This is a genomic window from Paractinoplanes tereljensis, from assembly GCF_016862435.1.
Taxonomy (GTDB): domain Bacteria; phylum Actinomycetota; class Actinomycetes; order Mycobacteriales; family Micromonosporaceae; genus Actinoplanes; species Actinoplanes tereljensis.
Genome location: NZ_BOMY01000055.1, coordinates 24,280 through 38,011 on the forward strand (window position 1 = coordinate 24,280; position 13,732 = coordinate 38,011).

Here is a 13,732-nt window from a genome sequence, read left to right on the forward strand (position 1 = left end):
GGGGCGGTTCACTCAGGGTGCCTCCCCGGGTCAAGCAGGTGGCCTCGGTGTAAGCGATCCGACTGGCGACGGCCTAAGGTTGCGGGCGTGTCCCGCCCCTTTCGCGCCCGCATCCGACCCGAGGTTCTCGCGCTCGCCATCGTCATGCTGGTGTCGCTCACCGCGGCCTCCTGCGGCAGCGACGACGACGGCATCACGGTCGGGTCGGCGTCCCGCGGCACGGTCGGCGAGATCGTCGAGGCCCCGGGCTCGGTGACCGCGCGGGCCGCCGCCACGCTCAGCGCGCCGGCCGCCGGCACCCTCGCCGAGCTGCGCGTCGAGGCCGGACAGAAGGTCAACAAGGGCACCGTGGTGGCGGTGATCGACTCCCCCGATCTGGAGGCCCGCCGGGATTCCGCGGCCAAGGCGCTCGACCAGGCCTCCCGGGGTGGCGGTTCGGCCGGGCTGAGCACCGCCGGTTACACCGCGGTGCGACGGAAGACCGACAAGCAGGCGGCCACCGCGTTCGACGACGCCCGGGACGCGGCCGGCAAGATCACCGATGCCAACCTGCGGGGCGTACTCCTCAAGCAGGTCGACGCGGCCGAGCAGCAGTATCAGGCCGCGTCGGCGGCGGCCGCCGCCACGCTGCGGTCGGTCCAGCGTGGGGTCGCTTCGCTCGGCCAGGCGGTCGAGTCACTCTCCGCGGCCCAGAAATTGCAGGCCCAGCAGGCGTACGAGCTGGCCGACGCGGCCGTGGAAGCGCTGACCCTGCGGGCCCCGGTGGCCGGCGTGGTCCAGTTCGGTGGGCCGGCCACCGGCGGCGCCGCGACCTCGTCACTGACCGACCTGCTCTCCGGCGGCTCCGCCCCGGCCGCGTCCACCTCTCTCCCGGGGGTCGACACCGCGGTACCCAAGGGCGCCTACGTCGCGGCCGGCACGCCGATCGTGACGATCGTCGACGTGTCCGCGCTCGGGCTGAGCGCCCAGGTCGACGAGACCGACGTGCTGCTGGTGCAGCCGGGCATCACCGCCGCCGTCGAGCTGGACGCCGCGACCGGCGCCTCCTACGCGGCCACCGTGCGCGCGGTCGACCTGCTGCCCACCACCTCGGCCCAGGGCGGCGTGTCCTACCGGGTGCGGCTCGACCTGGCCGCCGGGAAGTACGACGACGGCACCAAAGCGCCGACGCCCCGGCCCGGGATGAGCGCCGTGGTGCGGCTGCAGGTGCGGGAGGCCGCCGACGCGGTGACCGTGCCCGCGTCGGCGATCGTCAACGCCGACGGCCAGGACACCGTGTGGACCGTCCGGAACGGCCGCTACCAGCGGGTTTCCGTCAAGGTCGGTGTTCAGGGCGAAGACGTGGTGCAGGTGACCTCGGGCCTGGACGCCGGCCAGCCGGTCGTGGTGGGCGGCGCCGACCTGGTCAAGTCCGGCGAAAAGGTGCCATGACCGAGCCCGCGATCGTCGCGGTCGACGTGACCCGCACCTATGACCTGGACGGCGTGTTCGTCTCGGCGCTGCGGGGCGTGTCGCTGACCGTGTCGGCCACCGACTACGTGGCGATCGTGGGCACCTCCGGTTCCGGCAAGTCGACCCTCATGCACCTGCTCGGCGCGCTCGACCGGCCGTCCAGCGGCACGCTACGGATCGGCGGGCGGGACGTGGCGACGCTCGGCCCGGCCGAGATGGCCCTGCTGCGCAACGAGACCATCGGGTTCGTCTTCCAGTCCTTCCACCTGCTCGCCCGCACCACGGCCCGGGACAACGTCGCGCTGCCGCTGGTCTATCGCGGGGTCGGGCGCAGGGAGCGGCGGGCCCGGGCGGCCGAGATGCTCGAGCGGGTCGGCCTCGGGCACCGGCTCGACCACCGGCCCAACCAGATGTCCGGCGGCGAGCAGCAGCGGGTGGCGATCGCCCGTGCGCTGGTCACCGGGCCGTCGGTGCTGCTGGCCGACGAGCCGACCGGCAACCTCGACTCGACCACCGGCGAGCAGGTGCTCGGACTCTTGGAGACGCTGAACGCCGACGGGGTGGCGGTGGTGCTGGTGACTCACGACCGCGAGGTGGCCGGGCGGGCGCACCGGCAGATCGTCATGCGCGACGGGCTGATCGTGTCATGAGAGTCGCGGAGGCTTGGCGGGTCGCCATCGACGCGCTGCGGGCGAATCGGCTGCGCAGCATCCTGACCATGCTCGGCGTGGTCATCGGCGTCGGGGCGGTGGTCGCGCTCGTCGCCATCGGCACCGGGACCAAGCGGCAGATCGAGCAGCAGGTCGAGGGCCTCGGCTCGAACCTGCTGATCGTGGTGCCGGGCCGGCTCGACCCGGGCGCCGCGCCGACCGCGTCCACGCTGACCATGGACGACGTCGACGCGGTCATCCGGGTGGTCGGCGACCGGTCGCGGGTCGCGGTCACGATCAGCTCCGGGGAGACGGTACGGGCCGGCTCTCGCGAGGCGTACGCCAGCATGCAGGGGGTTTTGGAAACCACGCCGGACGTCTTCGTCCGGCGTCTCGACCGCGGGTCTTATCTGACCAGGACCGACGTGACCACCGGGCGGCGGGTCGCGGTGCTCGGCGCCGGCACCGCCAAGGCGCTGTTCGGCGACCGGGACCCGATCGGCCGGCAGATCACCATCGGCGGGGTGCGGTTCCGGGTGATCGGCACCTTCGAGGAACTCGGGCAGAGCCTCGGCGTCGACCGGGACAGCGAGGTGCACGTGCCGGTCACCGCGGCCCAGCGGCTGCTCGGCACCCAGCGCATCGACGGTCTCGCCATCCGCGCCCCCGACCGCGACCGGATCGACGCGCTCGGCAGCGCGGTGGTGGCCGCCCTGGTCAAACGCCACCCGGACACCGACTTCAGCGCGGTCACCCAGGAGCAGATCCTCGGCGTGCTGGGCGACATCCTCGGCGTGCTGACCGGGGTGCTGGCCGCGATCGCCGGGATCAGCCTGCTGGTCGGCGGCGTCGGCGTCTCCAACATCATGCTGGTGTCGGTGCGCGAGCGCACCAAGGAGATCGGCCTGCGCAAGGCGGTCGGCGCCCGCCCGCGGGACATCGGCGTGCAGTTCCTGCTCGAGGCGGTCCTGCTGACCACCATCGGCGGGGTCCTCGGGATGGCCCTGGGCATCTCGGCCGCGCTGCTTGTCGACCGGCTCACCCCGGTCCCGGCCGCGGTGACCTGGTGGTCCCTCGCGCTGGCCTTCGGGGTGTCGGCCGCGGTGGGCATCATCTTCGGGGTGATCCCGGCACAGCGGGCCGGTCGGCTCGACCCGGTGGTCGCGCTGCGCACAGAGTGAGCAAAACTCGGATTTAATCCCTCAAAGCTCGATAATCTCGGCTGGTGCGGCAATACGGGCAACTGCCGGAGGTCGAGGCCGTCATGGCGGCGCTCGTGTTCCGTGCTGGCCCACTGCTCTGCGCCCTGCGGCTGGACGAGGTCATCGAGACCATGCGGCCGCTCGACACCCAGCCGCTCTCCGGCACCCCGGCCTTCGTCCTCGGGATCAGCGTGATCCGCGGCGTGCCGATCCCGGTGATCGACGTCAACCGGCTGCTGCGCGGCGACCAGGGCGAACCCCAGCGGTACGTCGCGGTCCGCACCGAACGCGGCGCGGTCGCCCTGGCCACCGGCGAGATCATCGGCATCCGGGACGTCGACGCGAGCGCCACCGGCGGCCACCCGGCCCTGCTCGGCGGCCGGTCCAGCCGGCTGGTCGCGGGCGTCGGCACGATCGGCGCCGAACCGTTGCTGCTGCTGCAGAGCATGCGCGCGGTGCCGGACGAGGTCTGGGAAGCCGCCGCCGCGGCGGTCGTCGGATGACCGCCGACGCCGAGGCCGGCCGGTTCCGGGAGCTGCTCGCGCGGTGGCTGGGCTGGACCTTCAGCGACCGCGACGCCGGGCAGCTCGGCCCGCTGCTGGTCGAGCGGGCCCACGTGCACCGGATGAGCCGCGGCGAATACCTCAACCGGCTCGCCGCCCGCCCGTGGAACACCGAGATGACCGAGCTCATCGAGCACCTGAGCATCACCGAGACCTACTTCTTCCGGCACGGCGAACAGTTCAAGGCGCTGCGCGAGGAGGCCCTGCCCCAGCGGCTGCGGGACCGGTCGGCGCAGCGGGCGCTACGCCTGCTGTCGGTGGCCTGCTCGTCCGGCGAGGAGGCGTACAGCCTGGCGATCTCCGCGAAGGAGGCGCTGCCCGGCCCGGACTGGCTGGTCAGCGTGCTCGGGGTGGACGCCAACCCGGCGGTGCTGGGCCAGGCCGCCGAGGGCTGGTACTCGGGTTGGTCGCTGCGCGAGACGCCGGACGCGGTGAAACGCCGCTGGTTCCGGGCCGGCGAGCGCGGCTACCACGTGGACGACGAGATCCGGCGCCTGGTGCAGTTCCGGCAGCACAACGTCGCCGAGACCGACGACATACTGTGGCGGCCCGGCCAGTACGACGTGATCTTCTGCCGGAACCTGCTGATGTACCTGGTCCCGGCGGTGGCGCAGGCCCTGGTGGCCCGGATGACCACGGCCCTGGCCCCCGGCGGGTACCTGTTCCTCGGACATACCGACTCGCTCGGCGCCGACCCGGCCGGCCTCGAACTGCGGCAGACCCACGAGGCGTTCTACTACCGGCGCCCGTTGCCGTCGGCCATCGTTCCCCCGCCGGTGCCCCGGCCGACGCCGGTTCCGGTCCGGCCGGCCCGGACAGATCCGCCGCCGGCGACCGACGACGGGTACCAGAAGGCGGTGGTCCTGCTCGGCGACGAGCGGTTCGCCGACGCGCTCGCCCTGCTGCCGGACCCGCGTCAACCGCACGAGCGGCTGCTGCGGGGCGTGCTGCTGGCCCAGGCCGGCCGGCTCGACGACGCGATCGACACGGCCCGCCGGCTGATCGACGACAACGGGCTCAACCCGGACGCACACCAGCTGCTCGGGCTCTGCCTGGACGCCGCCACGGCGGTCGGCGACGCGGTCGCGCAGTACCGGCTCGCCGCCTACCTCGACCCGGACTTCGCGCTGCCCCGGCTGCGGCTCGGGCAGCTGGCCCGGCGCGGCGGCGACGAGCGCACCGCGGCGACCGAGCTGGAACGCGCCCTCGCTCTGCTGCCGGCCGAGGACGATCTGCGGATCACCCTGTTCGGCGGCGGATTCGGCCGGATCGCGCTGACCACGCTGTGCCGGGCCGAACTGGACGCCTGCGGGGTGCGCCGATGACCACTGTCGAACGCCGGATCACCCGGCTGCGGTCGGACTTCGACCGGTCCTTCGCCCAGCCGCTGGGCAGCCACGACTCCGGGCACGTGGAACTGCTGGCGATCAAGGCCGGCGGGCGCCCGTACGCCCTGCGGCTGGCGCAGACCGCCGGCCTGCACCCGGACCGGCCGGTCACCCCGCTGCCCGGCCCGTTGCCGGCGCTGCTCGGGCTGGCCGGTTTCGCCGGGACCGTGATCCCGGTGTACGACCTGGCCGCCCTGCTCGGGCACCCGGTCACCGACCGGCCGCGCTGGCTGGTGCTGGCCACCGGCACGCCGCCGCTCGGCTTCGCCTTCCACGAGGTGGACGGGCACGTGCGGGTCGCCGCCGAGGCGATCATCGGCGAGGCCGGTGGGGCCGGCCGGCGGGGCGTCCTGCGCGGGATGGCCACGCTCGACGGCGCCGCCCGCCCGATCATCGACGTGCCGTCCGCCCGGGCCGCCGTCCACACGCTTGCCGGGCACGCACCGGGTACCGAGGAGGCAACGGGATGATGTCGGGACGGACCTTCGGGTTCAAACTGGCGGCCAGCTTCGGGCTTACGCTCGCGCTCACCCTGCTGATGACCGCGACGTCGGTACTGGCCCTGCGCTACGTGGTGACCACCAAGGACGCGGTGATCAAGGAGGCGTCCGAGGGACTGGTCGGCGCCACCGAGCTCAGTGCCACCATCGAGCGCCGGATCAGTGACTACCGGGCGTTCATGCTGGGCAAGTCGGCGGAGTGGCTGACCGCCACCAACGCCGACCGCGCCGAGTTCCTCGCCCAGGTCAGCGCGTTGCGTTCGACGCTCGACGACGACCCGACCGCGATCCGGCTGCTGGACACGGTGTCGACCCTCGAGGTGACCCACAATTCGGTGGTCGCCGAACTGATCACCAAGCGGCAGAACATGGCCGTGCTCAACATCGACGTGCTCAACGACCCGCGGGCCAAGCCGGCCCGGGAGGCCCTGCTCGGCGCCATCGAAACCCTGATCGAGCGGGTACGCACGACGATGGCCAAGACCCGCACCGAGTCGTCGGACCGGGCCATGTGGGCGATGATCTTCATCATCGGCCTGGGCGGGGTGCTGATCCTCGGCTCAGCCGCGGTGGCCTGGCGGCTCAGCCGCGACCTGCGCCGCGAGGTGGGCGCCGCGGTCGGGCACATCCAGAGCTCGTCGGCGCAGCTGGAGGCGGCGGCGGCCCAGCAGGCGTCCGGCGGCCGGGACCAGGCCAGCGCGATGAACGAGATCACCACGACGATCAGCGAGTTGCTGATCACCTCGCGGCAGATCGCGGACAGCTGCCAGCGGGTCTCCAAGGTCGCCGAGGACACCGCCGACGCGGCCCGCACCGGCGACGCCACCATCGACCAGACCCGCGCCTCGATCACCGCGATCCGCACCCAGGTCGATCAGATCGTGCAGCACATGCTGGCGCTAGGCGAGAAGTCGCAGCAGATCGGCGGGGTCGTCGACCTGGTGTCGGAGCTGGCCGAGCAGACCAACATCCTGGCCATCAACGCGACCATCGAGGCCAGCGGGGCCGGCGAGTGGGGCCGCCGGTTCGCCGTGGTGGCCGAGGAGATCCGCAAGCTGGCCGACCGGACGGCCGGGTCGGCCAAGGAGATCCGGGCGATGATCGAGGACGTCCGCGGCGCGGTGAACACCACCGTGATGGCCACCGAGATCGGCGCCAAGGCGGTCGACGCCGGCTCCCGGCAGTTCGACGACGCGACCAACTCGTTCCGCCGGATCGCCCAGCTGGTCGCCACCACCAGCGACGCCACCCGGGAGATCGAGCTGTCCACCAAGCAGCAGAGCACGGCCGTCGAGCAGGTCAGCTCGGCCGCCTCGGACACCGCCCGGGCCAGCCGGGAGACCGAGGCCAGCGCGGTACAGACCAAGCAGACCGCGGCCCACCTCAGCACGCTCTCCGGTGACCTGCTCGACCTGGTCGGCACCGGACGGCACTGACCATGGCCGAAGCCCGGGACCCGCTGCGCTACTTCCGGATCGAGGCGCGCGAACTGGTCGACCAGATCAGCGCGGCCGTGCTCGACCTGGATCAGGAGCCGGCCCCGGACCTGGTGGCCCGGCTGCTGCGGTACGCGCACACGCTCAAGGGCGCGGCCCGGGTGGTGAAGCAGAGCGAGATCGCCGACCGGGCCCACGAGTTCGAGGATGTCCTGGTACCGCATCGCGGCGAGACTCCGGTGCTGGTGCCCGCGGAGGAGATGCGCGAGCTGCTGCGGCTCAACGACGAGATCGCCCGGTTCGTGGGCGAACTCGAGAAGCCCGCGGCCCCACCGCCGGAGAACAAGCCGGTCGAGATGGCCGAGGACGACGAGCCGGCTCCCCGCGCGGCCACCGCCGACCTCGACGAGCTGCTCGACGCGATCGGCGAGGCCAGCGCCCGGATCGCGCCGCTGCGCGACGGCAGCCGCACCCTGTCCCGGCTGCACCGCGGCGTGGAGGCGCTCGGCGACCGGCTGCGGGTCGGCCGGGCGGCCGGTGACGCCGGGGCCCGCTCGGCCGTGCAGCGGCTGGCCGGCGAGATCGGGGTGCTGGGCCGCCGGCTCACCGACGCCGTCGACCAGGTGGAGCGGGAACTCGACGAGGTGCGCGGCCGGGCCGAGGGGCTGCGCCTGGTCGCCGCCGGGACGATCTTCACCGCACTGCACCGGGCGGTGCACGACGCGGCCGAGGCGGAGGGCAAGCGGGTCCGGTTCGCCGCGCACGGCGCCGAGACCCGGATGGGCCCGAACGTGCTCAACCAGATAAACGGCGCGTTCCTGCACGTCGTCCGCAACGCGGTGGTGCACGGCATCGAGTCGGCGGCCACCCGGAAGGCGGCCGGCAAGCCGGACGAGGGGTCGATCAGCGTCGACGTCGAGCGGCGCGGCCGATGGGTCTACTTCCGGTGCACCGACGACGGCCGCGGCTTCGACCTGACCGCGCTGCGCCGGGTGGCACACGCCCGGGGCCTGCTGCCCGAGGGCCGCGAACCCGGCCAGCAGGAGCTGATCGACCTGGTGCTGCACGGCGGGATCAGCACCTCGGGGGCGGTCACCGAGGTGGCCGGCCGGGGCATCGGGATGGACGTGGCCCGCGACGTGGCGCTGCAGCTGGGTGGGGCCGTGAACATCGACAACCGGCCCGGCCAGGGCGCCACCGTGGAGATCTCGGTGCCGCTGACCCTGCTCAGCATGAACGGCCTGATCGTCGAGGCCGGCGGCATGGTCGCGACGATGCCGCTGGACGCGGTGCGCCAGTGTGTGCGGCTGCCGGCCGGCGACGCGGTCACCGCCGCCGCCACCGGCCGGTTCGCGCACGAGGGCCAGGTCGTACCGTTCCTGCCGCTGGCCCGCACCATGTCCCTGTCCGCGCCGGACACCACCGGCGCCGGGGTCGCCGTGGTGCTTGTCGCCGACGACGACACCGTCGCCGTCGGCGTGGACCGGCTGGCCGGCACCAGCACGCTCGTCGCCCGGCCGCTGCCCGACCTGGCCCCGGCCACGCCGGTGATCGGCGGCGTCGCGATCGACTCGGACGGCAACCCGCGGCTCGTCCTGGACGCGCACGGCCTGGTCGCCGAGGCGCACCGCGACGTCATGGTGGCCGGCGCGCCGCCGGACCCGGGCAAGCCGCGGATGCCGATCCTGGTGGTGGACGACTCGCTGACCACCCGGATGCTGGAGCGCAGCATCCTCGAGTCGGCCGGCTACGAGGTGGACCTGGCCGCCTCGGCCGAGGAGGGCCTGGACCGCGCGCACCGCCGCGACTACGGCCTGTTCCTCACCGACATCGACATGCCCGGCATGGACGGGTTCGGCTTCGTGGCCACCACCCGGGCCGATCCGACGCTCGGGCACATCCCGGCCATCCTGGTCAGTTCGCGCGCCTCGGCCGAGGACCGCCGCCGCGGCGAGGAGGTCGGCGCCTCCGCCTACGTCATCAAGGGCGAGTTCAACCAGGAGGAGCTGCTCGCGCACATCCGGAGGCTGATCCTCTGATGATTCGGGTGCTGCTGGTGGAGGACTCCGCAACGATGCGCGGTCACCTGCGCGAGTCGCTCGCCGCCGACCCGGACCTACATGTTGTCGGAGAGGCGGCGGACGGCAAGGAGGCGATCGAGCTGGTCGGCCGGCTCCGTCCCGACGTCGTGACCATGGACATGATGCTGCCGACGATGAGCGGGCTGGCCGCGACCGAGCACATCATGGCCGAGCACCCCACCCCGATCCTGGTGGTGTCGTCGGCCGACCGGCAGGAGCTGTTCAGCACCTACAACGCCCTGGCTGCCGGGGCAGTCGACGTGCTGGAGAAGCCGCGCGGCGACGACACCGATGCGGACTGGGGACGGCGGCTGCGTTCGGCCGTACGCCTGGTGTCCCGGATCCGGGTGATCACCCACCCGCGGGCCCGCCTCGACGGCCGCCGGCCCGACCCATTTCCGATGGATGCCCCGCCCCGGGAAACCCTGCGCCTGGTCGCGGTCGGCGCCTCCACCGGCGGGCCGCGCGCGCTCACCGACCTGCTGCGCACGCTGCCGGCCGGCTTCCAGCCGCCGATCCTGTGCGTGCAGCACATCGCGGCCAGCGAACCGTTCGCGGTGGCGTTCTCCGACTGGCTGGGCGGGCAGACCAGCCGCGACGTCACCTACGCCCGGGACTGGACGCCGATCGAGTCGCTGGCCGGCCGGGTGGTGCTCGCCCCGCCGGACCGGCATCTGCTGGTACGCGACGGGGTGCTGCGGCTCAGCGACGCGGCGGCCCGGCACTCCTGCCGGCCCTCGGTGGACGTGCTGTTCGAGTCGGTCGCCGACGAGTGCGGCGACAAGGCGGCCGGGTGCCTGCTCACCGGCATGGGCCGGGACGGCGCCGAGGGGCTGCTGCGGATGCGCTCGCACGGCGCGGTCACCTTCGCCCAGGACGAGGCCAGCTGCGTCGTCTACGGGATGCCACGGGAGGCCGCCCTGCTCGGCGCGGCCGCGTACGTCCTGCCACCCGCCCGGATCGCGGCCCGGATCGCCGAGCTGCAGCCCACCGGGAGTCGGCGATGACTTTCACGGTGCTCATCGTCGACGACAGCCTGACCGTACGGATGGACCTGCACGACACGTTCACGGCCGACGGCTTCACCACGATCCTCTGCGCGACCGGCGCCGAGGCCCGGACCGCGTTCGCCGCCGGCGGCTTCGACGCCGCCGTGCTGGACGTGCTGCTGCCCGACGCCGACGGCCTGGAACTGCTGCGCGAGCTGCGCGCCACGCCCGAGCTCGGCCGGGTGGTCACCGTGCTGCTGTCCAGCGAGGACGAGGTGGCCGACCGGCTGGCCGGCCTGCGCATCGGGGCCGACGAGTACGTCGGTAAGCCGTACGACGCCGGTTACGTGATGGCCCGGGTGCGGCAGCTGCTCGGCGACGCGCCGGTGCTGGACGACCGCACCACGGTCCTGGTGATCGACGACAGCATGACCTTCCGCGAGCAGCTGCGCGAGCTGCTGGAGTCCGAGGGGTACGCGGTCGTCACCGCGTCCAGCGGCGAGGAGGGCCTGCGCACCGCGGCCGACCGCCGCCCGCAGGCGATCATCGTGGACGGGGTGATGCCGGGCATCGACGGCGCCACCGTGATCCGCCGGGTGCGCCTCGACCCGGCGCTACGCGACATCCCGTGCATCCTGATGACCGCGGCCGACGACTACGCCACCGAGCTGCAGATGCTCGACGCCGGGGCCGACGCGTTCGTGCGCAAGCAGCAGAACCTGGCGATCGTGCCGGCCAAGCTGAACGCCGTGCTGCGGCAGAGCTCGGAGCAGCTGCCGATCGAGGTGACCGGCAGCCTGCACGGGCCGAGCAAGGTGCTCGCGCTCACCCCGGACCGGGAACGGCTGGGCGAGCTGGCCGGCGCGCTGCGGGCCGACGGGTACGACGTGGTGCCGGTCGCGGGCACCGAGGACGCCCTCGACCTGCTCGCCGAGCAGCCGGTCGACTGCATCGTGCTCGGGCTCGGCCTCGGCGGCGACCTGGGCCGGGACGCCTGCCGGCGGATCAAGGACGTGCCGGTGATCGGTGAGACACCGGTGGTGATGACCGGCGAGAACGACGACGACATGCTGGCCTGCCTGGCCGCCGGCGCCGACGACTACGTGCGCTCGGGGGCCGGGTCGGAGGCGCTGCGGGCGCACGTGCGGACCCAGATCCGACGCAAGCAGTCGCACGACGAGAGCCGCCGGATCCGCGAGGAGCTGATGCGCCGCGAGCTGGACGCGGCCGAGGAACGCTCGGCCCGGCAGCTGGCCGAGACCCGGGCCTCGCTGGTCGAGGAGCTGGAGTGGCGCAACCGGGAGCTGGAGGCGTTCTCCGGCTCGGTGTCGCACGACCTGCGCGGGCCGCTCCAGGTGATCAGCAGCTTCGCCGAGCACATGATGGATGACGAGGACGATCCGCTGAGCCCGGAGGCCAAGCGCCGGCTGAGCCGGATCCAGGCGGCCGCGAACCGGATGGCCGACCTGGTGGAGTCGCTGCTGATCCTGGCCCGGGCCAGCCGCGGCGAGCTGCGCCGGGAGGAGTTCGACCTGACCGCGACCACCTGGCAGGTGATCTCCGACGTCGAGGCGCGCTACCCGGCCCGCAAGGTCGCCTACCGGGTGCACGAGGACATGCGGGTGGACGCCGACGAGGGCCTGGTCCGGGTCATCCTGGAGAACCTGATCAACAACGCGGTGAAGTTCACCGGCAAGGTCGACACGCCGGCGGTGGAGATCGGCGCCGCGCCCGAGGGGTTCTACGTCCGGGACAACGGGGCCGGGTTCCCGGCCGGGCAGGCGGGCGAACTCTTCCGGCCGTTCGCCCGGCTGCACAAGGCCGAGGACTTCCCGGGAACCGGGATCGGATTGACGACTGTCCATCGGGCGGTGGAGCGGCACGGCGGCGACATCTGGGCCGACGGAGAGAACGGGCAGGGTGCGACCTTCTGGTTCACGCTCCCATCAGCGATTCCGGCCGCAAACGAACGCAGAGCGCAAGCGCGCCGTCACGGATAACGTTTCAGCTAAATCGATACTGATTAAATTTGAAACGACTTCTGAAAATATGTGAAGTGCTATCGGGTCTTTCACAAGGATTTAACACGACGGTGTTCGGGCGATTTCCGGGAAGCGCGGATGGTCATTATCTGCGCATTAAGTCAGCGTTAGATCCGAAATGTCGACTTTGGAAGATCAGATGCTACAAGCCTGAGATGACCGATTTATCGGTTATATCGCTTTACTGAGAAACACGCCTTGACCTGTGGGTGTTCCGCCCAATAGCGTGTGGAGCCTGACTGGTTGGCCACCCCCAAGTGCGAGGCCAGTTGGCCGTTCGGGTAAATTCGCACGGCATGGACGGTTGGAAACAACTGCCGACCGTCGCGCAACACAACGCTGACGTCGCCCCCGATTCATCTCAGATAACGTGCAGGATTACCGAGTCCGCAGCGAAGCCAATTGCGCATCGTTACGGATTCAGTGACCCCACGATCCTGGAGCTTGCGTGTCCGTCGACGACATCCTTGGCAGCAGCCGAACCACGGAAATCACCGTGCCGCGACAGCCGGCCAGCTCGGGCGGCAAGCGCCGCCCCCGCGTAAGTGTCGTGATACCGGCCATGAACGAAGCCCGGAACCTGCCGCACGTCCTCGGGCACATGCCCAAGGACATCGACGAGGTCATCCTGGTCGATGGCAACTCCGTCGACGACACCGTGGAAGTGGCCCGCAAGTGCTGGCCCGGCATCGTCGTCGTCAACCAGGCACGAAAGGGCAAGGGCAATGCCCTCGCGGCCGGTTTCGCGGCCTGCACCGGTGACTACATCGTGATGATCGACGCGGACGGCTCGATGGACCCGCGCGAGATCGCCCGGTTCACCGGCGCGCTGGACGCCGGCGCCGACTACGCCAAGGGCAGCCGGTTCGCCAAGGGCGGCGGCAGCGACGACATCACCGCACTGCGCAAGGTCGGCAACTGGGGTCTGAACTTCATGACCAACGTGCTGTTCCGCACCCACTTCTCCGACCTCTGCTACGGCTACAACGCGTTCCGCAAGGACTGCGTGCCGATCTTCGGCCTGCCCGACCACACCGACGCCACCGCCCCGCGCTGGGGTGACGGCTTCGAGATCGAGACCCTGATCAACACCCGGGTCGCCAAGGCCGGGGTGCGCATCGACGAGGTGGCCAGCTTCGAGTTCCGCCGGATGTACGGCGAGAGCAACCTGCAGACCTTCCGCGACGGGTTCCGGGTGGTCCGCACGATCATGCGTGAGCGTTTCGGCTTCGGGGCCCCGGCCGAGACCCCGGCCCACCAGACCTCCACGGCCGCGTAACGAGCAACACAGCCGACACACGTCGGGCCGCCCGGCTCAGCCGGGCGGCCTCGTGGCATACGCACCATTTGCTGCTTTTGGCCGGAAGTCAAAACCCGAATGGGTGAAATCGTCAGGCCAATGCGGTAGCCTGCCCTGCTGACCGTCGCA

Annotated in this window: 10 protein-coding genes and 1 pseudogene; all 11 read left to right on the forward strand. The window is 72.0% G+C overall.

Annotation, left to right across the window (positions count from 1 at the left end; genetic code table 11):
* The first annotated feature begins 87 nt into the window (after window positions 1–87).
* The 11 genes and pseudogenes from Ate02nite_RS42810 to Ate02nite_RS42860 all read left to right on the forward strand — a co-directional run bounded on the left by Ate02nite_RS42810 (window position 88) and on the right by Ate02nite_RS42860 (window position 13,582).
* Window positions 88–1,431, forward strand: a complete 1,344-nt coding sequence (locus Ate02nite_RS42810) for an efflux RND transporter periplasmic adaptor subunit (protein WP_307873302.1) — start codon at window positions 88–90, stop codon at window positions 1,429–1,431.
* A pseudogene (locus Ate02nite_RS42815) lies at window positions 1,428–2,099 on the forward strand (ABC transporter ATP-binding protein); the annotation flags it as partial. The gene Ate02nite_RS42810 and the pseudogene Ate02nite_RS42815, both read left to right, overlap by 4 nt.
* Window positions 2,099–3,283 carry an ABC transporter permease gene (locus Ate02nite_RS42820; protein ID WP_203813694.1) on the forward strand — a complete coding sequence of 395 codons (1,185 nt, stop codon included), beginning with the start codon at window positions 2,099–2,101 and terminating at the stop codon, window positions 3,281–3,283. The pseudogene Ate02nite_RS42815 and the gene Ate02nite_RS42820, both read left to right, overlap by 1 nt.
* A 44-nt stretch (window positions 3,284–3,327) precedes the next feature.
* Window positions 3,328–3,807, forward strand: coding sequence for a chemotaxis protein CheW (locus tag Ate02nite_RS42825; protein ID WP_203813695.1), 480 nt, complete (start codon window positions 3,328–3,330; stop codon window positions 3,805–3,807).
* Entirely contained in the window at window positions 3,804–5,192 is a 1,389-nt protein-coding gene (locus Ate02nite_RS42830) for a CheR family methyltransferase (protein ID WP_203813696.1), read from the forward strand. Before Ate02nite_RS42825 ends, Ate02nite_RS42830 begins: the two co-directional genes overlap by 4 nt.
* Window positions 5,189–5,725 (forward strand): chemotaxis protein CheW, encoded by a 537-nt coding sequence (locus tag Ate02nite_RS42835; protein ID WP_203813697.1) that lies wholly within the window; start codon window positions 5,189–5,191, stop codon window positions 5,723–5,725. Before Ate02nite_RS42830 ends, Ate02nite_RS42835 begins: the two co-directional genes overlap by 4 nt.
* Window positions 5,722–7,191, forward strand: coding sequence for a methyl-accepting chemotaxis protein (locus tag Ate02nite_RS42840; protein WP_239148125.1), 1,470 nt, complete (start codon window positions 5,722–5,724; stop codon window positions 7,189–7,191). Before Ate02nite_RS42835 ends, Ate02nite_RS42840 begins: the two co-directional genes overlap by 4 nt.
* Window positions 7,192–7,193: 2 nt before the next feature.
* Entirely contained in the window at window positions 7,194–9,230 is a 2,037-nt protein-coding gene (locus tag Ate02nite_RS42845; protein ID WP_203813698.1) for a hybrid sensor histidine kinase/response regulator, read from the forward strand.
* Window positions 9,230–10,279, forward strand: coding sequence for a chemotaxis-specific protein-glutamate methyltransferase CheB (cheB, locus tag Ate02nite_RS42850; RefSeq protein ID WP_203813699.1), 1,050 nt, complete (start codon window positions 9,230–9,232; stop codon window positions 10,277–10,279). Before Ate02nite_RS42845 ends, cheB begins: the two co-directional genes overlap by 1 nt.
* Window positions 10,276–12,261, forward strand: coding sequence for a response regulator (locus Ate02nite_RS42855; protein WP_203813700.1), 1,986 nt, complete (start codon window positions 10,276–10,278; stop codon window positions 12,259–12,261). Before cheB ends, Ate02nite_RS42855 begins: the two co-directional genes overlap by 4 nt.
* A gap of 538 nt (window positions 12,262–12,799) precedes the next feature.
* Window positions 12,800–13,582: a glycosyltransferase family 2 protein gene (locus tag Ate02nite_RS42860; RefSeq protein WP_275423003.1), complete on the forward strand. Its 783-nt coding sequence runs from the start codon at window positions 12,800–12,802 to the stop codon at window positions 13,580–13,582.
* Window positions 13,583–13,732 lie beyond the last annotated feature (150 nt).